General features: G+C 54.0%; 18 protein-coding genes and 3 pseudogenes. 10 read left to right on the top strand and 11 right to left on the bottom strand.

Annotation, left to right across the window (positions count from 1 at the left end; translation table 11 throughout):
• The first annotated feature begins 32 nt into the window (after positions 1-32).
• From alr to AB4Z35_RS06365, 4 genes are all read left to right on the top strand, one after another.
• Positions 33-1106, top strand: coding sequence for an alanine racemase (gene alr / locus AB4Z35_RS06380; RefSeq protein ID WP_442096373.1), 1074 nt, complete (start codon positions 33-35; stop codon positions 1104-1106).
• 128 nt (positions 1107-1234) lie between these two features.
• Complete coding sequence (locus AB4Z35_RS06375) at positions 1235-1783, top strand: cupin domain-containing protein (protein ID WP_007975150.1); 549 nt, start codon at positions 1235-1237, stop codon at positions 1781-1783.
• A gap of 182 nt (positions 1784-1965) precedes the next feature.
• Positions 1966-2388, top strand: a complete 423-nt coding sequence (locus AB4Z35_RS06370) for a c-type cytochrome (protein WP_442096468.1) — start codon at positions 1966-1968, stop codon at positions 2386-2388.
• Positions 2389-2668: 280 nt separating this feature from the next.
• The gene (locus AB4Z35_RS06365) at positions 2669-4591 is read left to right on the top strand and encodes an acetyl-CoA hydrolase/transferase C-terminal domain-containing protein (protein WP_442096372.1); all 1923 of its coding nucleotides are present in this window, start codon (positions 2669-2671) and stop codon (positions 4589-4591) included.
• A gap of 128 nt (positions 4592-4719) precedes the next feature.
• On the opposite strand, the gene AB4Z35_RS06360 is transcribed toward AB4Z35_RS06365, so the two are convergent.
• Positions 4720-5292, bottom strand: coding sequence for a xanthine phosphoribosyltransferase (locus tag AB4Z35_RS06360; protein WP_008001071.1), 573 nt, complete (start codon positions 5290-5292; stop codon positions 4720-4722).
• A gap of 55 nt (positions 5293-5347) precedes the next feature.
• Entirely contained in the window at positions 5348-7357 is a 2010-nt protein-coding gene (gene rep, locus AB4Z35_RS06355) for a DNA helicase Rep (RefSeq protein WP_033052577.1), read from the bottom strand.
• A 264-nt stretch (positions 7358-7621) separates the two neighbouring features.
• Here rep and AB4Z35_RS06350 point away from each other — a divergent pair, with 264 nt between their 5' ends.
• Positions 7622-9295 (top strand): putative bifunctional diguanylate cyclase/phosphodiesterase, encoded by a 1674-nt coding sequence (locus AB4Z35_RS06350; protein WP_442096371.1) that lies wholly within the window; start codon positions 7622-7624, stop codon positions 9293-9295.
• A gap of 122 nt (positions 9296-9417) precedes the next feature.
• On the opposite strand, the gene AB4Z35_RS06345 is transcribed toward AB4Z35_RS06350, so the two are convergent.
• A complete protein-coding gene (locus AB4Z35_RS06345) occupies positions 9418-10815 on the bottom strand; it encodes a NorM family multidrug efflux MATE transporter (RefSeq protein WP_008001068.1) in 1398 nt (465 codons plus the stop codon).
• Positions 10816-10973: 158 nt separating this feature from the next.
• Here AB4Z35_RS06345 and AB4Z35_RS06340 point away from each other — a divergent pair, with 158 nt between their 5' ends.
• Positions 10974-11894 (top strand): LysR substrate-binding domain-containing protein, encoded by a 921-nt coding sequence (locus AB4Z35_RS06340; protein WP_008001067.1) that lies wholly within the window; start codon positions 10974-10976, stop codon positions 11892-11894.
• A 108-nt stretch (positions 11895-12002) separates the two neighbouring features.
• Here the strand turns inward: AB4Z35_RS06340 and AB4Z35_RS06335 are convergent.
• Positions 12003-12548, bottom strand: a pseudogene (locus AB4Z35_RS06335) (ATP-binding protein); the annotation flags it as partial.
• 84 nt (positions 12549-12632) lie between these two features.
• Between AB4Z35_RS06335 and AB4Z35_RS06330 the strand changes: the two are divergent.
• Entirely contained in the window at positions 12633-13115 is a 483-nt protein-coding gene (locus tag AB4Z35_RS06330) for a hypothetical protein (protein WP_169916451.1), read from the top strand.
• A gap of 1204 nt (positions 13116-14319) precedes the next feature.
• Here AB4Z35_RS06330 and AB4Z35_RS06325 read toward each other — a convergent pair.
• The 5 genes and pseudogenes from AB4Z35_RS06325 to AB4Z35_RS06305 all read right to left on the bottom strand — a co-directional run bounded on the left by AB4Z35_RS06325 (position 14320) and on the right by AB4Z35_RS06305 (position 20660).
• The gene (locus AB4Z35_RS06325; RefSeq protein ID WP_442096370.1) at positions 14320-15915 is read right to left on the bottom strand and encodes a hypothetical protein; all 1596 of its coding nucleotides are present in this window, start codon (positions 15913-15915) and stop codon (positions 14320-14322) included.
• Positions 15916-16325: 410 nt separating this feature from the next.
• The gene (locus tag AB4Z35_RS06320) at positions 16326-18080 is read right to left on the bottom strand and encodes a recombinase family protein (protein ID WP_313326603.1); all 1755 of its coding nucleotides are present in this window, start codon (positions 18078-18080) and stop codon (positions 16326-16328) included.
• 44 nt (positions 18081-18124) lie between these two features.
• Positions 18125-19087 (bottom strand): annotated as a pseudogene (locus AB4Z35_RS06315) (YifB family Mg chelatase-like AAA ATPase); the annotation flags it as partial.
• A gap of 223 nt (positions 19088-19310) precedes the next feature.
• Positions 19311-20111 (bottom strand): hypothetical protein, encoded by an 801-nt coding sequence (locus AB4Z35_RS06310; RefSeq protein ID WP_442096369.1) that lies wholly within the window; start codon positions 20109-20111, stop codon positions 19311-19313.
• 102 nt (positions 20112-20213) lie between these two features.
• Entirely contained in the window at positions 20214-20660 is a 447-nt protein-coding gene (locus AB4Z35_RS06305; protein WP_442096368.1) for a hypothetical protein, read from the bottom strand.
• 462 nt (positions 20661-21122) lie between these two features.
• On the opposite strand from AB4Z35_RS06305, the pseudogene AB4Z35_RS06300 reads away from it, so the two are divergent.
• Positions 21123-21332 (top strand): annotated as a pseudogene (locus AB4Z35_RS06300) (HigA family addiction module antitoxin); the annotation flags it as partial.
• Between the two features lie 50 nt (positions 21333-21382).
• On the opposite strand, the gene AB4Z35_RS06295 reads toward AB4Z35_RS06300, so the two are convergent.
• Positions 21383-21910 carry a BRO-N domain-containing protein gene (locus tag AB4Z35_RS06295; RefSeq protein WP_442096367.1) on the bottom strand — a complete coding sequence of 176 codons (528 nt, stop codon included), beginning with the start codon at positions 21908-21910 and terminating at the stop codon, positions 21383-21385.
• Positions 21911-22356: 446 nt separating this feature from the next.
• The gene (locus AB4Z35_RS06290; protein WP_007980822.1) at positions 22357-22617 is read right to left on the bottom strand and encodes an accessory factor UbiK family protein; all 261 of its coding nucleotides are present in this window, start codon (positions 22615-22617) and stop codon (positions 22357-22359) included.
• 419 nt (positions 22618-23036) lie between these two features.
• Between AB4Z35_RS06290 and glnK the strand changes: the two genes are divergently transcribed.
• Positions 23037-23375, top strand: a complete 339-nt coding sequence (glnK, locus tag AB4Z35_RS06285) for a P-II family nitrogen regulator (protein WP_002555808.1) — start codon at positions 23037-23039, stop codon at positions 23373-23375.
• Positions 23376-23410: 35 nt separating this feature from the next.
• Entirely contained in the window at positions 23411-24748 is a 1338-nt protein-coding gene (locus AB4Z35_RS06280; protein WP_442096366.1) for an ammonium transporter, read from the top strand.
• Positions 24749-24902: the final 154 nt, after the last annotated feature.

Here is a 24902-nt window from a genome sequence, read left to right as displayed (position 1 = left end):
CTTCCCGATAACCCGACCAGAAGTGTGCCGCCATGCGTCCTGCCCGTGCCCTGATCGACCTTCAAGCCCTGCGTCACAACTACCGAATCGCCCGTGAGCTCACGGGGGCCAAAGCCCTCGCGGTGATCAAGGCCGATGCCTATGGCCATGGCGCTGTGCGATGCGCTCAAGCGCTGGAAGCCGAGGCAGACGGGTTTGCCGTGGCCTGCATCGAAGAGGCGTTGGAGTTGCGGGCAGCGGGCATTCGTGCGCCGGTGCTGTTGCTGGAAGGCTTTTTCGAAGCCGATGAGTTGTCACTGATCGTCGAGCATGATTTCTGGTGCGTGGTGCATTCGCTGTGGCAACTCGAAGCCATCGAGAAAGCCGCTTTGAGCAAGCCGATCACTGTGTGGCTGAAGCTTGATTCGGGCATGCACCGCGTTGGACTGCATCCAGCTGATTATCAGACGGCCTATCAACGGCTGTTGGCCAGCGGCAAGGTCGCGAAAGTGGTGCTGATGAGCCACTTTGCTCGCGCCGATGAACTGCACGAGCAGGCCAGCGCCGATCAGGTGGCGGTATTTGAAGCGGCGCGCAAGGGCTTGTCCGCCGAGGTCAGCTTGCGCAACTCGCCGGCGGTGCTTGGCTGGCCGCAGATTCCGAGTGATTGGGTGCGTCCGGGCATCATGCTCTATGGCGCCACGCCCTTCGAAGAAGCCAATGAAGTGGCATCGCGCCTGCAACCGGTCATGACCCTGGAGTCGAAAGTGATCAGTGTTCGCGAGTTGCCGGCTGGCGAACCCGTTGGTTACGGCGCCAGATTCATCACCCCTAAACCTATGCGCATTGGCGTCGTGGCCATGGGTTATGCCGACGGCTACCCGCGTTTGGCTCCGACCGGCACGCCAGTGCTGGTGGCCGGGCAGCGCAGCCAGTTGATCGGCCGGGTGTCGATGGACATGCTCTGTATCGACCTGACCGATGTGCCGCAGGCCGGTCTCGGTTCGACCGTCGAGTTGTGGGGCAAAAACATCCTCGCCAGTGATGTAGCGATGGCTGCCGGCACGATTCCTTACCAGATTTTCTGCAACCTGCGCCGAGTGCCACTGCTCTATTCCGGGGCTTAGTGCGCAGGGCTCCAGACCGGAAGTCGCCTCGCTGAGCAGGATTCAGGTCAAGGTGTTGTAAATACTGAACGCTGTCGCCATGATAACGCTCACTGTTACAACAATCCTGAATCCTGGAGGCGCAAGCTTTGGACGTCGGTGAACGACTGCAATCCATCCGTAGGCTCAAAGGCCTTTCCCAGCGTGAGCTCGCCAAACGGGCGGGGGTCACCAACAGCACGATTTCGATGATCGAGAAGAACAGCGTGAGCCCTTCGATCAGTTCGCTGCGCAAGGTGTTGGGCGGGATTCCCATGTCCATGGTCGAGTTCTTTTCCGAAGAAATCCTGCAGGAAAAACCGACTCAGATTGTCTACAAGGCCAACGAGCTGATCGATATTTCCGATGGCGCCGTGACCATGAAACTGGTCGGCCGGGCCCACCCGAGCCGGGCCATCGCATTCCTCAATGAAATCTATCCGCCAGGCGCCGACACCGGTGACGAGATGCTCACCCATGAAGGCGAGGAAACCGGCATCCTGGTCGAAGGAAAACTGGAACTGGTGGTCGGTCTCGAAACTTTTGTCCTCGAAGCCGGCGATAGCTACTACTTTGAAAGTACCAAGCCACATCGATTCCGGAATCCGTTCGATGCGCCTGCGCGACTAATCAGCGCAGCCACGCCAGCGAATTTCTAAGAAAAGAGGCGTCCTGCCAGTATCGCAGTGGCGCCCGGGCCGTTTTTCCGCCGCAGCCTAAGACCCTTGCGACTTTGGGGTTGTTTCAGTGCGACGGGCTTACCGCTATACTTGCGCCCGCCTGCGAACCGTGGCCGTAGGCGTGACTAGCCACCATTGAGGGTGAACGCGTGAACCTAATTATGAAAATGCTGGCTGCACCAGCAACCGTATTGGCCCTATGGGCTGTCAGTGTCAGCGCTCAAGCTGCGACCAACGACGTTATCGCCAAACGCCTTGAACCGGTCGGTCAGGTCTGTGTTCAGGGTAAAGAGTGCAAGGGCATGGAGGTGGCCACTGCCGCTGGCGGCGGTGGTGGTGCGAAAACCCCGGATGAAGTGATTGCAAAACATTGCAACGCTTGCCACGGTTCAGGCCTGTTGGGCGCGCCGAAAATCGGTGATGCCGCCGCTTGGGGCGAGCGCGCCAAGAAAGAAGGTGGTGTTGACGGCCTGCTCGCCAAGGCTATCTCCGGCCTCAACTCGATGCCGCCAAAAGGCACCTGCGCCGATTGTGCAGACGCCGAGCTAAAAGGCGCGATCCAGAAGATGTCCGGCCTGAAATAAGCCTGAGTCTTTCTGCTGAAAAGCCGCTTTCGAGCGGCTTTTTTGTGCCCGCGATCTCGATATACACCGCTGATTACTTGTAGGAGCGAGCTCGCTCGCGAAGAATTTGAAGGCGCCGCGGGGTGTCAGGTTTCCAGCGTTATCGTTGACGACCATCGCGAGCGAGCTCGCTCCTACAGGGGGCCAGTGGCGGCCGATTGGCATTAACAGGCTGTTCATTGCAGCCAAGACCCGGCAAGCTCGGTCCAACCCCAATTCATGGAGCGTGAGGGAGGATCCGATGGTGCAGCTGTGTTCTATCGAGCAGGCGGTCGATGACGTACTGGCGCGGTTGCCGGTCCACATCCACATGGGCTTGCCTCTGGGCCTGGGCAAACCCAACCACTTCGTCAACGCGTTGTATCGACGTCTCGCGCAACTGCCAGAGCGGCGGCTGACGATCTACACCGCGCTGTGCCTGGGTCGTCCACCCTTGGGCGACGGATTGCAAAAGCGTTTCCTCGAACCCTTTATCGAGCGGGTGTTCGGCGATTATCCCGAGCTGGATTTCCTCGCCGACCTGCGTTGCGATCAACTCCCGGGCAACATCCACATCCAGCAGTTTTTCATGCAGCCCGGCAGCCTGCTCAACAGTGCGACGGCGCAACAGGATTACGTCAGCAGCAATTACAGCCATGCGGCGCGGGACATCAATGCCGCCGGGTTGAATCTGGTCGCTCAGTTAGTCGCCAGCCATGCCGGGCAACCCGACCGCTTGAGCCTGAGCTGCAACCCGGACATCACCCTCGACCTGTTGCCGATGATCGCCAGGCGCCGTGCCGCCGGAGAAACCATCCTGATGGTCGGCCAGGTACACAACGATCTGCCTTACATGACCGGCGATGCGGAGCTCGGCATCGACACCTTCGACCTGCTGATCGATGAGAAGGACAACACCACACTGTTCTCCACACCGAACATGCCGGTGGGGTGCCAGGACCATTTCATCGGCCTGCACGCCAGCAGCCTGGTACGTGACGGCGGCACTTTGCAGATCGGCATCGGTTCCATGGGGGATGCGCTGACGGCGGCGCTGCTGGCGCGACAAGCCGACAGTGATGCTTACAAAACCTTGCTGGACGAAGTGAACCTCAACCAGTGGGCGCAACTGATCGAGCGCGAAGGTGGCATCGAACCGTTCGCCAAAGGCCTGTATGGCTGCAGCGAAATGTTCGTCAACGGCTTATTGGTACTGGCGGATGCCGGGATCGTGCGGCGCAAGGTTTACCCGGACGTGGCGACCCAGCAGCAGGCGAATGCCGGTACCCTGGATGAGGCCGCGCAAACCGATGGCATTTCTGTGCATGGCGGCTTTTTCCTCGGCCCGCGCACCTTCTACGAACGCTTGCGCGAATTGCCGCAGAGCAAGCGGCTCGAATTCAACATGACTCGCATCAGTTACATCAACGAGCTCTATGGCCAGGAAGAACTCAAGCGTTTGCAGCGTCTTGATGCACGGTTCATCAACACCGCGTTCACCGTGACATTGCTGGGTGCCGCTGTGGCGGATCAGCTCGAAGATGGGCGTGTGCTCAGCGGCGTAGGCGGGCAGTACAACTTCGTGGTTCAGGGGCATGCGTTGCAAGGCGCGCGCTCGGTGATGCTGCTGCGCAGTTGGCGTGAGTCTGGCGGCGACGTCAGCTCGAACATTGTCTGGGAGTATGGTCACTGCACGATTCCCCGGCATCTGCGCGACATCGTGGTCACCGAGTACGGCATCGCCGATCTGCGGGGCAAGACTGATGCGGCGGTGATTGAAGCACTGTTGAATATCAGCGACTCACGTTTTCAGTCGGGATTGATCGAGCAGGCACAGAAAGTCGGCAAATTGCCCAAGGACTTCCGTCTCGATCCGCGCTTTGCTGATAACACTCCGCAACGGTTGCAGGGCATTCAGGCACGACATCCGCAGCTGTTTCCAGAGTATCCGCTAGGGTGTGATTTCACCGGGGTCGAGCGAGATGTGTTGCGAGCGCTGAACTGGCTCAAGAGCAAGTTCAAGCTGAGCGAGGTGCTGGAATTGGGCAAGGCAGCGCTGGATGCGCCGGAGCCTGCGTTGTTTCCAGAACATCTGGAGCGCATGCAACTGGCCAATCCTGAAGGACTGAAGGAAGACTTGTATCAACGTCTGCTGCTCACCGGCCTCAAGGCAACTGCGCAGTAACTGTCCCCCAAAAACAACTGTGGGAGCGAGCTTGCTCGCGATAGCGGTGTATCAGTCAACGAAGATGTCGACTGACACTATGCAATCGCGAGCAAGCTCGCTCCCACAGGGTATTGCTGTATCCCGGCTTACTCGATGAAGGTCACAACGCCATCTTTCAACGACTTCACACGAGCCAACGACTCTACGCGATAACCCTGCGAATCCAGTTCCGCACGGCCGCCCTGGAACGACTTCTCGATCACGATGCCCAGGCCCGCCACGGTCGCGCCGGCCTGCTTGATGATCGAGATCAGCGCCTGGGACGCCTTACCGTTGGCCAAAAAGTCATCGATGATCAGCACGCGGTCGCTGCTGGTCAGGTGGCGCGGGGAGATGGCCACGGTGCTTTCGGTCTGCTTGGTGAACGAGTACACGGTCGCCGACAGCAGGTTTTCGGTCAGGGTCAGGGACTGGTGCTTGCGGGCGAAAATCACCGGCACGCCGAGGTTCAGGCCGGTCATGATCGCCGGTGCGATGCCCGAAGCTTCGATGGTGACGATCTTGGTGATGCCCGAATCCTTGAACAGCGTGGCGAATTCGTCGCCGATCAGCTTCATCAGGGCCGGGTCGATCTGGTGGTTCAGAAAGGCGTCGACTTTCAGGACCTGGTCGGAAAGCACGATGCCTTCTTCGCGAATTTTCTGGTGCAGGGCTTCCATGAAGCTGTCCTCTTTTGGCGCCTGTGCGCCGAAGGTCATATAAAAGTGGTCAATTCTAGCGCTTTAACATCGCGCGTATATCCGCCAATGCGTTGTTACCCCGCACGGCTTTGACTTCGGTCGGTGTGTCGTCGTTGCCTTCCCAGGCCAGATCGTCCGGCGGCAACTCATCGAGGAAGCGGCTCGGCGCGCAATCGATGATCTCGCCATACTGCTTGCGCTTGGCGGCGAAGGTGAAGGCCAGGGTCTGGCGCGCACGGGTAATGCCCACGTAGGCCAGGCGACGTTCTTCTTCGATGGTGTCGGCTTCGATGCTGGAACGGTGCGGGAGAATTTCCTCTTCCATGCCCATGATGAACACGTAGGGGAATTCCAGGCCCTTGGATGCATGCAAGGTCATCATCTGCACACCTTCGGCCCCGTCTTCCTCTTCCTGCTGGCGCTCGAGCATGTCGCGCAGGACGAGTTTGCCGATGGCGTCCTCGACGGTCATTTCACCGTCTTCGTCTTTTTCCAGGGTGTTCTTCAGGGCCTCGATCAGGAACCAGACGTTGCCCATGCGGTAGTCCGCGGCCTTGTCGCTGGAGCTGTTGGTGCGCAGCCAGTTCTCATAGTCGATGTCCATGACCATGCTGCGCAGGGCCGAGATCGGGTCTTCGCCGGCGCACTGCTCGCGCACCCTGTCCATGAAGCGCTTGAAGCGCGACAGGCGATCGGTGAAGCGACTGTCCAGGTGTTCGCCCAAACCCATCTCATCGGTGGCGGCGTACATCGAGATCTTGCGTTCGGTGGCGTAGTTGCCCAGCTTCTCCAGCGTGGTCGAGCCGATCTCGCGGCGCGGCACGTTGATCACTCGCAGGAAGGCGTTATCGTCGTCCGGGTTCACGATCAGGCGGAAGTAGGCCATCAGGTCCTTCACTTCCTGACGTCCGAAAAAGCTGTTGCCGCCGGACAGGCGATATGGCACCTGGTGATGCTGCAACTTCAGCTCGATCAGCTTGGCCTGGTAGTTGCCACGATACAGGATCGCGAAATCGCTGTACGGGCGGTCGGTGCGCAGGTGCAGGCTGAGGATTTCCATGGCCACGCGCTCGGCCTCGGCGTCCTCGTTGCGGCAACGGATCACGCGGATCTCGTCGCCGTGGCCCATTTCACTCCACAGCTGCTTTTCGAACTCGTGGGGGTTGTTCGAGATCAGCACGTTGGCGCAGCGCAGGATGCGGCTGGTGGAGCGGTAGTTTTGCTCCAGCATCACCACTTTCAAGGACGGGTAGTCTTCCTTGAGCAGCATCAGGTTTTCCGGGCGAGCCCCGCGCCAGGCGTAGATCGACTGGTCGTCGTCGCCCACCACGGTGAACTGGTTGCGTTTGCCGATGAGCATTTTCACCAGCAGGTACTGGCTGGCGTTGGTGTCCTGGTATTCGTCGACCAGCAGGTAACGCACTTTGTTCTGCCACTTTTCCAGAATGTCGGCGTGCTCTTCGAACAGCTTCACCGGCAGCAGGATCAGGTCGTCGAAGTCCACCGCGTTGAACGCCTTGAGCGTGCGCTGATAGTGGGTGTAGACGATGGCGGCGGTCTGTTCCTTGGGGTTGCGCGCGTTTTCCAGGGCCTGGGCCGGCAGGATCAGGTCGTTTTTCCAGGCGCCGATCATGTTCTTGATCTCGTCGACGCCGTCGTCGCCCGAGTATTCCTTCTGCATGATGTCGGTCATCAGGGCCTTGACGTCGGTCTCGTCGAAGATCGAGAAGCCCGGCTTGTAGCCCAGCCGCACGTGCTCCTTGCGGATGATGTTCAGGCCCAGGTTGTGGAACGTGCAGACCGTCAGCCCGCGACCTTCACCGGCACGCAGCAGGGTGCCGACCCGTTCCTTCATCTCGCGGGCGGCCTTGTTGGTAAAGGTCATGGCGACGATGTACTGGGCGCGGATGCCGCAGTTCTGGATCAGATGCGCGATTTTGCGTGTGATTACGCTGGTCTTGCCGGAGCCTGCACCGGCGAGCACCAAAAGAGGGCCGCCGACGTAGCTCACGGCTTCTTGCTGCCGGGGATTGAGTCGGGACATAGGTAAATTCAGGAGTCAGTCACGAAATGGGCCGGCATTTTAACAGGCTCAGCGAATTGTGCTGCTCTGTCCGACTTGTGACGTACCACGCTATCTGCAATTGCCGGTTTTGTTACTTTCACGCAGGATGCGCAACGAATTTGCGGCTAATGTTCGTAATTGCGGATACAAAGGGCTCGTTTTGCCAACTGATGTCATTGTCATTGACCATCGGAACGGCATAATGCCCGTCGCCTACATTTTTGCAGAGTCTAGGGAGCTAGCTTGTCTACGCCTGTCGAACCCTTGCGTTTGCTGCTACTGGCCGAAGAGCCAGCGTGGGCAGCGTTGTTGCGCGAGTGTCTGGCTCCTATGGGGAGCTCGGCCGTGCTCATCAGCGCGCCGAGTTGGGAGTCGGTCAGCAGCCTGTTCGATGACAACCGCAGCGCGGTGTTATTGACCATCCCGCAACTTCAACCGGCGCCGGGCCGTTGCAGCCTGCCGACGGTGTTGCTGCTCGACCATGAGCCGCTGACCCCGCCCGACGGTGTGAGTGACTGGCTGGTGCGCGACCTGCTCGACTCCGGCATGTTGCGCCGCTGCCTGCGCCATGTGCGCGAGCGTGGCGTCCTGGAAAACACGCTGCAACGCCTGGCCGAGCAAGATCCGCTCACCGGCATCGCCAACCGCCAGGGCTTCCAGACCCTGCTGACGGCGCGGCTGGCGGAAAACGACGGTCGCGGCCTGGCCCTCGGTCATCTCGACCTCGACAACTTTCGTTATGCCAACGACGCCCTCGGCCATCAGGCCGGTGACCGCCTGATCCTGCAAGTGGTGGCGCGGCTCAAGAGCCAGCTCGAGGCCGGCGATCAACTGGCACGCCTGGGCAGCGATGAGTTCGCTCTGTTGATCGACACCCGTCGCGCTCCCCAGCGTGCCGAGTGGATGGCCGAACGCATCAGCGAAGCATTGGCCGAGCCTTATTGGGTCGATGGCGAAAGCCTGCTGATCGGTTCCAGCCTGGGCATCGCCTACGCCCGGGCCCAGACCGGTGCGGATCCGCTGATGTGGCATGCACATATCGCCATGCAGCAGGCCAAAAGCACCCAAGGCTGCACCTTTCACATTTTCAACGAGCGCATCAACCGCAATGCCCGCAGCATCGCCGACCTCGAAACCGAGCTGCGCCGGGCGCTGCGCCGCGATGAGCTGGAATTGCACTACCAGCCACGCCTGAACCTTGAAGACGGGCAGATCGTCGGCCTCGAAGCCCTGGTGCGCTGGCGGCATGCCGAGCGCGGCTTGCTGCCTCCGAGCGAATTCGTGCCGCTGGCCGAGCAAAGCGGTCTGATCGTGCCGCTGGGCTACTGGGTGATTTCCCGGGCCTTGCGCGACATGCAGGCGCTGCGTGAGCTGGGTTTGCCGCCGTTGCACATGGCGATCAACCTGTCGTTCCGGCAATTCCAGGACAGCCAGTTGCTCTCGACCCTGAGTCGTCTGATTGCCGAGCGCGGTGTCGAGGCGCAGTGGCTGGAGTTCGAGCTGACCGAAACCGCGGTCATGCGCCGCAGCGATCTGGTCAAGCAGACCATGGACGCCCTCGGGCGCCTCGGTGTGCGCTTCTCCCTCGACGACTTTGGCACCGGCTTCTCGTCGTTCGTGCACCTCAACAGCCTGCCGATCACCTTGCTGAAGATCGACAAGAGCTTTGTCGGCGGCATGGAACAGCGTGAGGAAAACCGCAAACTGGTCCACGCGATGATCAATCTGGCGCACAACCTCAACCTTGAGGTGGTCGCAGAAGGCGTGGAAACGCCGGAGCAACTGGATCTGCTGCGCGGGTTCGAGTGCGATCAGGTGCAGGGCTATTTGATCAGCAAGCCATTGCCGCTGGCCGAGCTGGTGGAGTATCTGACGATTGGCTCCAGCCAGCAGCCGATGCTGGAAATCGTAAGCTGAGGTTGCCACAGAGCCCTGTAGGAGCGAGCTTGCTCGCGATAAACCTGAGAACGCCGCGGGGCACCTGCCAGCCAGCGTTATCGTTGACGACCATCGCGAGCGAGCTCGCTCCTACAGCGGTCTCAGTCAGGCTGAGCGACCTCGAAGCGCTGCTCTGACGTCGTATCGCGCTTGATCATCCGCTTCATTTTCCACTCGAACCCCAGCGTCAGGCTCACCGCCGCGCACGCCAGGCCCAGTGCCAGGCCCCACCACACGCCAGTTGGCCCCCAGTGCAAGTGGAACGCCATCCACCACGCCGCCGGAGCGCCGATCAGCCAATAGCAACCCAGGCCGACGAGGAAAGTAGTCTTGGCATCCTTGAGTCCGCGAATGCAGCCCATGGCGATGGTTTGCGTGCCGTCAAACAGCTCGAACCACGCCGCCACTGCCAGCAGGCTCACGGCCAGGTTGATGACATCGCGGAACGCCGGATCGTTGTGGTCGAGGAACAGGCCGACCAACTGGTTTGGCAGCAGCCAGAAGACCATGGCGAAACACAGCATCGCCGCCGCCCCGAACGCAATGCCGACCCGCCCGGCCAGACGCGCATCCAGCAGCTGCCCGGCGCCGTAATGCTGACCGATGCGCATGGTGATTGCGTAGGAAATACCCGCCGGGACCATGAACGCCACCGAGACGATTTGCAGGGCGATCTGGTGTGCGCCCAGTTGCGTGCTGCCCATGGTGCCCATGCACAGCGCGGCGAAGGCAAACAGCCCGACTTCCACCGCGTAGGTGCCGCCAATCGGCAGGCCCAGACGCCACAACTCCTTCAGGTACTGGCGGTTCAGCCGTGACAGGCCCTGACTTAGCGGATAAGCCTCGTACGCCGGGTGACGACGAATGTGCCACGCCAGCGCAAGTGCCATCAGGTTGGCGACAATCGCCGTGACCAGCCCGATGCCCACCAGCCCCAATTTTGGCAGGCCGAACATCCCCGTAATCAGCGCATAGTTGAGCAAGAAGTTGGCGACTGTACCGCCCAGGCTAATGACCATCACTGGTGTCGCGCGGCCAATGGCGCTGGTGAACCCGCGCAGGGCCATGAAGCTCAGGTAGCCGGGCAGGGCGAACGGCAGGAAGATCAAAAACTGCCCGGCTGCGTGGACGTTGCTTTCGGTCTGGCCGAACAGCAGCAGCACCGGTTTGAGGTTCCACAACAGCAAACCGGCGACCAGCGCCATCAGCCATGCCAGCCACAACCCGGCCTGGGTCAGCCGGGTAGCCCCGACAATATCGCCGGCCCCCTGACGGATCGCCACCAGAGTACCGACGGCCGCAATCACGCCGATGCAGAAAATCGACACGAACGAATAGGTCGCCGCGCCGAGCCCGCCACCGGCCAGCGCCTCGGGACTCAGACGCGCCATCATCAGGGTGTCGGTGAGGACCATCAGCATGTGCGCCAACTGCGAGGCAATCAGCGGCCCCGCCAGCCGCAGGATGGCCCAGAGTTCAGTACGTGCTGGATGTTGCATGGTCATCACGCTCGATTATCAAGGGAAACAGGAAAGCGTCGATTCTCGGCGCTCTGGGGGGATTGCACAAAGGGATAAAAAGGATGGATGGCATGATTCAAACTCATGCTGGAGAGTTTCTGCTAGGGTGGCCAGAAACCTGTGTAGGAGCTTTCCCAATGTCACGTCGTCTTCCTCCCTTGTATGCCCTGCGCGCATTCGAAGCGGCGGCGCGGCACAGCTCGTTTACCCGCGCGGCCGAGGAGCTGTCGATTACCCAAAGTGCGGTCAGCCGGCATATTCGTACGCTCGAAGAACATTTTGCCTGCCGCCTGTTTCATCGCAGCGGCCGCAACCTGCAACTGACCGAGTCGGCGCGGTTACTGTTGCCGGGCATTCGCGAAGGCTTCACCGCGCTAGAGCGCGCCTGCAATACCTTGCGCGCCGAAGACGACATCCTGCGCATGAAAGCCCCGTCGACCCTGACCATGCGCTGGTTGCTGGCGCGCCTCAGCCGCTTTCGCCACCTGCAACCAGGCAACGAGGTGCAACTGACCAGTGCGTGGATGGACGTCGATTCCGTGGATTTCAACGACGAGCCGTTCGACTGTGCGGTGCTGTTGAGTAACGGCCATTTCCCTCCGGACTGGGAGGCGAGTTACCTGTTCCCTGAGGAATTGATCCCGGTCGGTGCGCCCAACCTGCTTAACGACCAGCCCTGGGATGTCGAGCGCCTGACCAACACCGAGTTGCTGCACCCCACGCCTGACCGCCGCGACTGGCGCAACTGGCTGGAGCGCATGGGCCTGGCCGAACAGGTGTCGCTCAAGGGCGGGCAGGTGTTCGATACCCTGGAACTGGGTATGATCGCCGCCGCGCGAGGCTATGGTGTGTCCATGGGCGATCTGCTGATGGTCGCGGAGGACGTGGCTCAGGGGCGCCTGAGTTTGCCGTGGCCGACCGCCGTCGCCAGCGGTGAGTGTTATTACCTGGTCTGGCCGAAAACCCGGCCCGGCGGTGAGCGCATGCGCCGGCTCAGCGACTTTCTGCAGAACGAAGTCCGATCCATGGAATTACCAGACGTCATGCACCTGAGTTGAAACGATGTCTCCGGTTTAAAACGTAAAGGATGTCTGCGGTTTCTACCCTTATCGCCGTCCCCTGTGGGAGCGAGCCTGCTCGCGATGGGGGCGACGCGGTGTCGGCACTCACTGCGTTGCCGGCCGATACTGCAACGCTTCCGCCAAATGCTCACGGTTGATCGCATCAACCTGTTCCAGATCCGCCAGCGTCCGCGCAACCTTGAGCAACCGATGTGCCGAACGCAGCGACAAGGTCAGACGTTCGCAAGCCGACTCCAGCCAGTTTTCATCGGCTGTGGATAACTTGCAGTGCCGACGCAGCCCCGGCAAATCCAGAAAGGCATTGGCACAACCCTGACGCTTCTGCTGGCGCTCACGCGCCTCGGCGACAAGCGCTGCAGCACGGGCACTGTCCTCTCCCGGTTTCACCGTGGGGTTCAACGTCGTGGTTTCCCGGGCGACGGTCAGGTGCAGGTCGATGCGATCGAGCAGCGGCCCCGACAGTTTGTTGCGATAACGCTGCACCATGTCCGGCGTGCAGGAGCAGCGCCCGCTCGGTTCGCCAAGATATCCACAGGGACATGGATTCATCGCCGCCACCAATTGAAAACGCGCCGGAAAGCGCACGCGATCTTTCGCCCGCGAGATTACGATATGCCCGGATTCGAATGGTAGGGGGTTATTCCACACAATTTTTAGCAATGGATTTTTGCTCCCGATTGGACTGAGAATGGCATTTTGCCAACAGGAGGTTGTATGGGATTTCTATCAAAAGCTGGGAGCATTGCGTTCGGGATTGCCGTTTTTCTAGGATTGCTGGCTTTACCGTTCTTATTTTTTGCAGGCATAACCAGAGCTTACGAACAAATAATTCCGCCGTTAATATCAGTAGGATGGATATGTATAGGGTTGATTTTGTTTGTGTTGTTACCACTTTCAATCTTTAAAAGACTTCGGTTTTTTACTGGTGCAACGATATACATATTTTCATATGTTTTCGGCCTCCTGAGTTTTCTCATTAGCCTTTTGACTACATGGTTCCTATGGGGTGGTTTTTGGGCGATTCTTGGCATGGTATTACTTGGGGGAGCAGTAGTGCCATTTGCATTATTAGCCAGTGCATTCAAAGGGATGTGGACATTGTTTTTTATAGTCGTCGGTCTTCTGGTAATTACTTGGGGGGCTCGTATCGTTGGAATGTTAATCGCTGAAAGTGGTGCAAATCATAAGCATAGGTAAGCAAGGTCATTTTGAAAGCTTGAACTTGTTCAAGGTTGAAAAATGAGCAGATGATTGCATTGATTAAGGTCTAACCCTATTTGACTAATAAGGTTCGACCTTAAATTTATTTTCATTTTGCTATTGACAGTGGTTTTCATTGATTTTAAGCCAAGAAACGGCTGTCCAAAAAGATGAAAACTCAAAAAACCACATAAAAAACTCATAAAAAAACAAATGCGTTTTTTTGGTGCATTAACGGAAATAGGCCAAAAACAGCGTATTTTTGCGTGTAGATATTAATATACGAGGATGATGGTGAATCCTCTAAAAACGGCAAAATAACGACTTTAAAATTTTCGAAAGTTTTGCTACCAAAAGATGTTATTTAAAATGCGTGATTACGAAGCGTAATTAGCTGCATAGGTGTCTTACTACTCCCGACCTAATAAACCACTTAAATTTGGGGTGTTTCGAGTGTTTTAGCGATGTAATGGCGTAGAGGTGTGAGTGTGTAGGTAGGTGTAGGTGTAGGTGTAGGTGTAGGTGTAGGTATGTGTATGTAGGTGTGTAGGTGTGTAGGTGTGTGTATGTGAGTAGGTACGTACATGTGTGATATCTTTTTAATTCCAGCCTTGCCCTTCGCTTTTATTCTTACCAGAATAAAGCTCGGGCAAAGCTGGTCTTCCTATCTTCATAAACTGAAAACAGTTGAGCCTTACCCGATTACGCTTGTTTTAGCTCGGGGTTTAAATCTGTGATACTCAGTTTAAACTTTGAACACTTGATGGCTATATCAACACCACATTGGAACCCTGTTCAACATATTTCTATGGCTGGCGGGTCGAGAAATTTCCAATATCCCCATTCTATTTCTCTTTGGCTACGCAACGGAACAATCACCTGAATTTCCAACATTGCTTACAGGCGTGAATACTGAATTTCTTATAGTTATGAATTTTTAAGGCGGGAGAGACTTGAAGATATAAAATTATGTGATATAACTTTAATTACAAGTTGAAACTGCCTCATTCAGTATCAACGCCGAACCCTGAATGCTAACAACATTCGGGGTTCACCTTTTTATGTTGTATCATTTTATTAGATAAAGTCAAATCGCTGCTTTTGCTCTTACCATCCAGAGTGCTTTTGATTTTGCCACTTATGGCACTCACATGAAAAACAGAGTTTAAACTCTGTCTTCTTATATCTCTGTTAAAATTAATCAGTGCAATTTCAAGGTTCTGCGAGATGGGTTCAGTTTTTTAGGTTTAAAGCTGGCTTCAACATCATATTTTTCAAGTGATTTATTTTGTTCGTCGAGATAGTCATTGATTATTTTTTTACCATCACTTGTTGGTAATGCTTTATACATTTCATCTAATCTTTTATTAACCTCAATAACTTTTTCCTTCGTCGGTCGTTTAGTGTCCATCTTCCAAGTTCTATTGACGCAAACCTCAACAAAGTCTGATATTGATTTGAACATGCTTGATATTCTATCAATAAAATTCAATTGTTCTTTAATGTATTCATCATTCTTTTTTATTTCATTGGCTCTATATTCTTTTAAATTTGTATCAACTTTCTTCTTTTCGGCTGTCTTGAATTCATCTAATTGTTCGGAATAATTAGACTTTGCTAATTTAAAGTTTTCGCTAAGTTCACTTATTGCATTAGCGGCTTTTTTAGTTCGTTCGTTAATTGAATTCAATTCGTTATCAAGTTTTGCTTTTTGTTCAGTTCCTCGACTTATGGAATTATAAACCCTATCAATTTTAGGTTGTGAAGTATCTTTTTTTATTAACCTGTTTCTTGCTTTTTTTTCTGGCGAATCCGGTATGATCTCCACAGATATATCATAGTTATATTTGGCAAGTTTTTCATTGACGTGTTTATAAATCATTTCTTGATAATCTACGCCCAACTGAACAGCGGTGGAATATTTACCATCGTGTCTATCGAGTGGTTCAAGACCTTTCAAACCCCTGAATTTATTCACCATTCTAAATTCTTGGTCGATTATGTCGTATTTATTTGTTTTGCTGTTTTTACCATCTATAAATATATGAGGGTGAACAGCCAAGCCATTATCATCAGGCGACGAAATTTCATCACCATGAAACACAATCAGTTTAATCGGATAATCTGGAAAATGTTCTTTATAAAAGCTATTGATAGTATTTATATAGTGGGCCGGTTTTATACTGTCCACATTTTGATTAAATGGAAATTTCCAAAATGCCTCTTGAACAACTGTTCTTTTCTTATGAAAATTATCGGGTATAGGTTTAGAAAGCTCCATTTTAGAATTGTGCAAATCAATGTAAGTTGATAGGCAAGATTTTTTTTGTTCCTTTCTTTTTAAAGTCAAAAGCTCTAACTGGGCAAGGGTTTCACCCTTGTCTATTGGCTCGTTTTTATTGGTCAATATACTTTTGAGAAGTGTAGTGAGTTCAGGGGATTCATTTTTTTGAGCGAGTTGTTTCAGTTTGTACGAGTACTTAGAAAGTTCGGAATTGTTAACAGTGGATAGCTGTTTTGATTCACTTGTTGCAATAGCAGGTTCAACTATGCTTTTCAATATATCTCTTCGTTCATCTTTCGATAGAGCTTCGAGCTGAATAATTTTATTGTTGTGAACAATCAAGTTGTTCATTTTCAAGTCTAAATTAAATTCCATGCCATGCTTTTGAACAAGTCTTAACGAATGTTCAAGGGATTTAGTTAGTTGATTGGTTCCGAGGATATTGCCTTTTGTTTTTGATTTCACACCGGTGAAATTTAAACGTTTCCAAATCATATTTTTGACTTTGGTCATTTTGCTCCTGATCGATGTTCACCTTACGGGTGAACTAGTTTGGTTTCGTCACTCAGGCCGCCTACGGGCGTGCTGGTGACTGCGTATGGCGATGACCCTGCCAAGGGTTCAGAGACTTCGATAGCGTGGTCTACAAGAGAAATTACAGCCAATGGAATTGGTGAAAATTTTCTTATTGACCAGTTAAGCTTTTGATTTTGCTTCTGTCCCCCTGACAAGGGCCAGTAATAAATTCGCAAGCACGTAGTGCGTCTTTCCGAAGGAAAGTGTGAAATTATTATCAACTGGTTGATAAAAACTCATACTTTCAGTTTTGAGTTGTTTAACTACAAGTTACCATTAATTATTTTATTTTCAAGCGAACACAAAAAAGGCCACCGATTAGGCAGCCTACTTTGATTGTTATGGTATCAATTAAAGTATTCGTTGAGATTGTTGATGCCAAACTCTTTAAGTGGATTATGTAGGCTGAACTGTTTCGCTATGCGGTCAATTTCAAAACCATTCTGGAAAATCTTAGCAAACAAAGTTCTTGTGGTTTTTTCGAAGTTGAACTTGAAAGTGATGTCATTAGCAACAAAGAATTGATTTATTTTTAAGCGACCATCTTCTGTTTTATACAAATCAATTATGTCGTTTTCGGAGTAAATGTTTATAGTGGTTTTCTTGATGTTTATTTGTGTTTGTAGTTCTGCAAGGTTTTGTTCAATATCGTTGATATTTGCTTCTGTTTTGCTAACTACCTCTAAGAATTCTTTTGGGATAACTCCACTGGTGAAACCAGCAAAAGACTTCATTAGGTTGTCTCTATAACTTTTTTGTTCAAGCAAAAGGTTGTTAAGTTCCACAATTTTCTTGTTGTCTTTGGTTTGGCTCTCTCTGTTTGACAGTAGCTTGATTAATAATTCTCTAAAATTCTCTACCCGTTCTTCTTCATCAATGTCGTCTTGTGTTGGGAGACGATAAATCATCCCGCTTTCACGAGTTATCCATTCATGTTGACGTTCGGGATTTGGGTCTTCGTTTTGCCATGGGTGAACGTCGAAATCTTCATTTGTTGTTGATTGATATATGAGTTCAAGAAATAACCCAAAAGCCAAGTCAAAACGAAAGCGTGGTTGGTCACATCCATTTTTTAATTCTTTGCGTGTGTAGCATTGAAAATAAGGATAAACGACGCCTTTGGGGTTTGTTTGTTTTTCAAACAACATAGATGCCTCACAACAATCACATTTGATGCTGTGGCGGAAAATGTTCAAGCTACCAACACTTTGGTTGCCATAGTTTTTTCTTTGTGCTCTGTTTTTCATCGCCGCTATTGCTTCATTAAATAGTTCATATGAAACGATTTGCGGATAATAGTTTTCAATGTATCGCTCAAATACTTTCTTTTTGTTTTCATCTCTTCGTTGAGCCATGTAAGCACCAAGAACGTATTTCGTATCTATTAGATGCTTTATATTTCTACTTGACCATTTTCGTTTTGAATAAGCGTTGAGCTTTTTAATTGACAACGACACGCCGACATATTTCAAGCTCTCAAAGAAATCTCTTATTTCCTGAGCTTCTTCTTCCTCGATTTCAAAGCAATTAAGTTCTTTGTTATATCGAATGCCATAGGGTGGATTATGGGCGTTAAAAATGACCTTTTCTTCTTCCGCTAGTTTTTTGGCTCTATTCCATGCGGACTTTCTGCGAACTGATTTTGTCTTACTTTCTTCGTATGCTCGCTTTGCGATAACACTTAAAAGGATATCTTGCTGTAAGTCATCAATTCGGTTTGTTTCGTTCGGTTTTTCATACCGTTGACCATCAATAGTAGTTATTAAAATAACACCTTTTTCAAGGATGCCATTGACCAGTTCTTTTGCTTGTAGAAGTCTTTGGCGACTAAGGCGGTCGATACTTTCAACGAATATGTAGTCGCCCTCTTTGATATGCATGTCGCTTATCATATCAATGAGTTCTTTTAGTTTTCCCTTTCTCTTGTTGCTTCCATCGTGTGCAGATATGCCCGTATCCGAGTAGATATTCTCGGGCGGCAACTCAATACCTTGTTGCTTTGTAATGGCTTGGATTGAAGCCATTTGACGGTCTACGGAGTCTCTACCGGCTTCGCCTTGGGCCTTGGATGAGTAGCGGATATAAGCGTAGGCAGTAGGCATTCCGGGCTTCCTGTGACGTTTGGCAAAGTGTGAGAATATCACCTACCAGTCTCCATCGGCTCCCTTAGCACTTCCAGCACTTTGCGGTCGAACTCCGGCAGCTCATCGAGGAACAGCACGCCATGATGGGCAAGGGTGATTTCGCCGGGTTGCGGTTTCGAGCCGCCGCCGACCAGTGCAGGACCTGATGCAGAGTGATGCGGCTGGCGAAACGGTCGCTGCGGCCAATGGCTCAACGGCACACAGCTGGCGACTGACTGAATCGCAGCGACCTCCAGTGCTTCGTTTTCGGCCAAGGGTGGCAACAGCCCTGGTAATCGGCTCGCCAGCAGTGTCTTGCCCGTACCCGGTGGCCCGCTGAACAGCAGGTTATGCGCACCCGCTGCCGCAATCAGCAGCGCGCGTTTGGCTGCCATTTGCCCCTGAACTTCATTCAAGTCGGGATAGGGTTTGCTGGCGTAGAGCAAACCATTGGAAACGTACGGCTCGATGGGCGTGTGCCCATTGAAATGTGCCACTGCCTGCAGCAGATGGTCCACTGCAATGACCTTCAACCCCGACGCCAGGCAAGCCTCTTCGGCATTCGCCTGCGGCACCATCAGCCAACGCCCGGCCTTGCGTGCCGCCAACGCCGCCGGCAACACCCCTCGAACTGCCCGTACCGCACCTGACAGGGCCAACTCCCCTAAACACTCTACGTCATCCAGTGTCAGCGTCGGCACCTGTACGCTGGCCGAGAGAATCCCCAGGGCAATCGCCAGATCGAAGCGCCCGCCATCCTTGGGCAAATCCGCCGGCGCCAGATTCAGCGTGATCCGTCGCGCCGGAAATTGCAGCCCGGAATTGATGATCGCACTGCGCACCCGATCCTTGCTTTCCTTCACCGCCGCCTCGGGCAGGCCGACCATGGTCAGGGATGGCAGGCCGTTGGCCAGATGGACTTCTACGGTGACGGCGGGTGCCTCGACGCCCACCTGGGCGCGGCTGTGGACGATGGAGAGGGACATGGTCGTTCCTTGAGCTAAACGGGGGCCGCTTCCTGCGGGTTGTTGAAGGGTAGACGTGGAGTCTTGCCGGAGAGGAGGGGGAACTATCGCAGAATGTTGCTGAAGCCACGATCTGTAACAGCTGCCCAGTGCTGCGTTCGGCTGCGCAGCAGTCGTAAAGCCTGCTGGCAAAGCCAGCCTGACACACCCCAGCGCATTTATTTTGCGTATAAAATCAAGAAACTTATGTTGAGGCGGCTTCTTCGGAAGAAGTTGTGTCGTCAAATAAACTACTGTCACCGTCCAGAATTCTGCTGGCGAAGCTCTCGGTATCCATCTTCTTTTTACCTTCAGCGATATTCGTAAAATAGTTGAAGTCTAGATCTATCCAATTCTTGAGTTTGGTTTCGTAGTCGTTTGGATACTGTGCTTGCTCCACTGGGGGCAGACCCTTGTAATGGTCAAGGACGCTTTGGAAGAATTTGGTGAGTTTTCCGGTGCTGTTATATTCATATTCTGCTTCGGCCACCACTTTCTGTCGCCATGCAAATTCTTGTTTGGCTGACTCTTGCAACGCTGCCCGTCTTTCATTGACGGTAAAGGTGCCGCTGTCATCGTAAGTAATTAAAGCAAGCTGATCCATGGGCATCCCCGAAAACGGGTTTTTTCCGAGCCCGTTTGTATACTTTGTCGCACTTTTGGCGCGCGCTAATAATTCGGCATTATCTGTGTCGGGAACTTCAGAGTCGTGTTTTGATTTGTTGGCAGTATAATGATCGCTGTCCAACTCGTTGAATGTGTTCTTAGCCATCCAACTCAGTTCCGTTCTAGTTAGGCGTGCATCCCGGGCCTGTGCACGTACTGAGGCTTCGCTCAATTGGCTAGCTAGCGTGGAAACGGTACTACTATCTCGTGCGTTGCCAATTGGGCCTTGGGGTGTGTTTTGGTTCACACCTTGGTTTTTGCCGGGAGTCTCTGTCAATTTTTTTGTTCCAGCCGGCGCTTGGCTGTTGCTAGCTGCAAAATTGTTTAGTGAATTAACCATTTTTTGCCACTCCCTGTTCGATGACTAAAATATGATAGGTTGCCTAATGACTGTTGATGCTTTAGCAAGATCTTACAAGCCCCTTAAGGCCCGCTACATGCTTTACTTCATTGTGATTACTACCGACCAAGCATAGGTGGACGGATTTGTTTTAGTTACCTTTATGGTGCAGGTCGCCCCGCCACTAGGCGTGGCCTTATTATTCCATTTTGGAATTTTGCTTGCGGCAAAGCCAGGGGTGGTTACAAATGTCGCTAAATAAACACATTTCTTATTGCCGATTTGATACCGTAAATTAGCATGGTTGTAATCAGGTGATATCTGGCTTTGTATGTCGTACGTATCCGAGCTATTTGCAGTCACGGACGCTTGTGGAGTGGGTGATGCATTTGCTTTCGTTATAGCTTCGTTGTTCGTTATGGGGGTATACGTAGCAGTCTGTGTTTCAAGATTCTTGAATGTAACTGTCACAGGCGGCCCAGCTACCGCTGAACCGATGTGGAATGTAGTCATCGCGAAAGCCGCAATTAAAGGCTTGGATATTTTCATGGGTGTTGTTCCTTGTAGTGCTGGTGCAGTATTCCATTTAGAAAATTGTACTCATCAAAATCTATTATCTAAGCCATGTAACATGGACTTAAACTTTTCGAGCGGGTTGGCGAGCCGGTGACTGCGGAAAAACCGGCAGACCGGAAGGTCTTTCCATGCACGACCATAATTCGAGAAAGGAATAAATCACTGGTTCGAACGTGGTCACGGTGCGTCGGGTGCTGTTCGAGTACCCAAACCCGTTGCTGACTAATCAGCTGGGAGTGAGCTTAGGAACCGGAGCTTTGCCGCGCAATCGGACGGGGAATGAGATCTTCGTAGGAAGTTGCCGGGATTCTTGCGGGCTTGAATACCGCAGCCTGCGGCAATTCCTACAGGTCAATCTGAAGGTCGTTTCGACTTTATCGCGAGCAGTCTCGCCCCCACGTCGATCTTCGATCTCCACCGGGTAATCGCCTGGACGCGTTGAATGTGTCGACACCTACGGTGAACGACATCGTGCTCCAGCGTCGGTGTGTCAGTGCTGATATGGCTCTAAGGTTATCAATCTGTCTGGACACTACCCCGGAATTTTGGCTGAACCTGCAATCGACTTACGATTTGCGTAAAGCCGAGATTGAACGAGGGGCTGCGATTCGGGATCAGGTTGAGCGGCTTGCGCACTGTGCCTGATTGTTGTCCTGGATTTTCTGAACCCCCACGCCAAAGCGTGGGGTTTTTATTCATAATGCTTGAAGCATCTTCGCGGCTCTTTTCCACCAAGGCGCACTGATAGCAGGCCTTGAAGTCTCCTGATCAGGCAGCATCTGCGGCACATCCTGCAGCCGAATCCACGGCTGGTTGTTCCAGTGCAGCAGGCTCAACGACATTTCCGGCCAGTTGAGCAGGCTCAGTTGTGGGCGTTCGATTGTGGTGGGGTGTTGGGCGTCTCGCAGGGCGGGGACGACTTCGTGGGTCAGCCATTCACGCAATGCTCGGTATTCGGGGCAGTAGTGGTAGACGAGCATGGCGTAGACACCGGATTCGCTGATCAGCAGGGTGTTTTCGATGCGGCCGTAGATGAGGGTTCTGGTGGTTTGGTATTGGTCAGGATCGAGTTTTCGGAGTTGGCGGTCGTTGAGGTAGATGCGTAGCAGTCGGCCCAGGTCGCGGGCGCTGAACCAGGGTTGGTTTTGTATTAGGAGGGCGTGGAGGTGGAGTTTGTGGCGGGTGAAGACGTGGGGGACCAGGTAAGCGTCATCGCTATTCATTGATACAGCTCCTTTTGCTTAAGGGCTGCCAGTAATTGTCGCCAAACAATTGGGTGGCAGTTGTACGCGGGTTGGCGAACCGGAGCAAAAGGAACCCGGCAGACCCGAGGATCTCCCACGCACAACCGCCATGGAGGTGGCGGAGTTAAACCCGCCTTCCGATTGTCGTCGTGTCCCTTAAGCTTCCAGGTCGCCAAACCCAAAGCTGAAAAATTCAGCTGGGGGTGAGCTTAAGAACCGGAACATTGCGGCGCAATCGGACGGCGGTGGTTTTTTTGTAGGACGTTGCCGGGATTTTTGCGAGGTTTGAGATCAAAAGATCGCAGCCTGCGGCAGCTCCTACAGGGGTGGTCTGTCCAGTGTGGGATAACTGGAAGATCGAGACGACCCCATTCGCGGGCAAGCCCGCTCCCACAGGGATCGCGTGTTACAGAGGGTTTGGTGTGTTATTCGGTCGGCGGATTCAGCTTCGCTTCCATCTCCGCCACCTTCGTTTCAAGAGCCTCCAGCCGCGCCCGCGTGCGTGCCAGTACAACCATCTGGCTATCGAACTCTTCCCGACTCACCAGATCCAGTTTGCTGAAGCCGCTCTGCAGCAACATTTTGAACTGGCTTTCGATTTCAGCTTTCGGCAGGGGCGTGTCGCCGCTGAAGAGGCGGGAGGCGGTGCCGGTGAGGGCGTCGAGGAAATCTTTTGGCGCGAGCATGGGCAATGTCCTGGAAACAATGACGGGCAGTGTATCACGCAGTGTCTATAGTGATTTGCGCGGGCAGGGGTGCACGCTTTTCGCGCATTGGGACGGACGGCGTTGCACCGTTGTTGTGCGTAACGTGCGGGGTCTTGTCGCGAAGTATCCACCATCCACCTGTAATGGCTTGAAAACAGTCAGTTTTGTGGAGATGGCAAGCTTTCTGCTTAGATGCTGGTGACCCATGCACTGATGCAGTCGCTGTGACGAATGCAGTGCGCCAAACGGAACGCGGGGGAGTGTTTCGTGAGGAGCGGTTAGCTGGCGTCGGACGGGCAGGTAAGGCCGACGATGCGTTACAAAGCCAGGCACTGCGCTTAGACTTGAGACGGGTTTGTTTTCCTGGGGCAAGTCCACCAATTCGGGAGAGAGTTTTCATGAAGCTAGTCACTGCCATCATCAAGCCGTTCAAGCTGGACGACGTACGCGAGTCGCTGTCCGAGATCGGCGTGCAGGGCATTACCGTCACTGAAGTCAAAGGCTTTGGTCGGCAGAAGGGTCACACCGAGCTGTATCGCGGCGCGGAATATGTGGTCGATTTCCTGCCCAAGGTGAAGATCGACGTCGCCATCGACGACAAGGATCTGGACCGGGTAATCGAGGCCATCACCAAGGCTGCCAACACCGGCAAGATCGGTGACGGCAAGATCTTCGTGGTCAATCTGGAACAGGCGATTCGCATCCGTACCGGCGAAACCGATACCGACGCTATCTAAGCCGCCACAAACCCAACGCCCCAGGAGAAAACAATATGACTCTGCGTAAATTCGCAGGGCTAGGAGCCCTGTTGTCCCTCGTAATGCCCGGCCTGGCCATGGCGGCAGACGAAGTGGCGGCCCCAGTCCTCAACTCCGGCGATACCGCCTGGATGATGACCTCGACGGCCTTGGTGCTGTTCATGACCATTCCCGGCCTCGCGCTGTTCTACGGCGGCATGGTTCGGTCGAAAAACATTCTTTCCGTGATGATGCAGTGCTTCGCCATTACCGGTCTGATCAGCGTCCTGTGGGTCATTTATGGCTACAGCATCGCGTTCGACACCACGGGCATGGAGCAGGGCGTCGTCAACTTCAATTCGTTCTTCGGCGGCATGGGCAAGGCATTCCTCGCCGGCATCACGCCAGCCAGCCTGACCGGCCCTGCGGCACTGTTTCCCGAGGCGGTGTTCGTCACCTTCCAGATGACCTTCGCGATCATCACCCCGGCGTTGATCGTCGGTGCATTCGCCGAGCGGATGAAATTCTCCGCGATGCTGGTCTTCATGGGCATCTGGTTCACCCTGGTTTACGCGCCGATTGCGCATATGGTCTGGTCCGGTAACGGCGGTCTGTTGTGGGATTGGGGCGTGCTGGACTTCGCCGGCGGCACAGTGGTGCACATCAACGCCGGTGTGGCCGGTCTGGTTGCCTGCCTGGTGCTGGGCAAGCGCAAAGGCTTCCCGACCACGCCGATGGCGCCGCACAACCTCGGTTACACCCTGATGGGCGCGGCCATGCTGTGGGTCGGCTGGTTCGGTTTCAACGCCGGTTCCGCCGCTGCGGCCAACGGCACCGCCGGCATGGCGATGCTGGTGACGCAAATCGCTACCGCCGCTGCTGCGCTGGGCTGGATGTTTGCCGAGTGGGTTACCCACGGTAAACCCAGCGCACTGGGTATCGCTTCGGGCGTGGTTGCCGGCCTGGTGGCAATCACTCCGGCAGCCGGCACCGTCGGCCCGATGGGTGCGCTGGTAATCGGTCTGGCGGCTGGCGTGGTGTGCTTCTTCTGCGCGACCACCCTCAAGCGCAAGCTCGGCTATGACGACTCCCTGGATGCCTTCGGCGTGCACGGTATCGGCGGTATCCTCGGCGCAATCCTGACCGGTGTGTTCGCCGCCCCGTCTCTGGGTGGCTTCGGCACCGTGACCGACATCGCTGCGCAAGTGTGGATTCAGTGCAAGGGCGTGGGCTTCACGGTGATCTACACCGCGATCGCCACGTTCATCATCCTCAAGGTGCTGGATGCGGTGATGGGTCTGCGCATCAACGAAGAAGAAGAAGCGGTCGGCATCGATCTGGCGCTTCACAACGAACGCGGCTACAACTTGTAAGCACGCACATAAAAAACTTGCCCGGCTTGCCGGGCATTTTTTTGTCTGGAATTTGTCATTGGAGGGCGAGCCGAAAGGTTTTTTCCTACAGGTTTTGCGATGTTTGCTTCGGGTGATTTCGTGCGGTCGAAGGCTTACATGATTGAAGGAATAT

Source organism: Pseudomonas sp. KB_15 (assembly GCF_052114525.1).
Classification (GTDB): Bacteria; Pseudomonadota; Gammaproteobacteria; order Pseudomonadales; family Pseudomonadaceae; genus Aquipseudomonas.
This window is presented reverse-complemented; position numbering and strand designations above follow the sequence as displayed.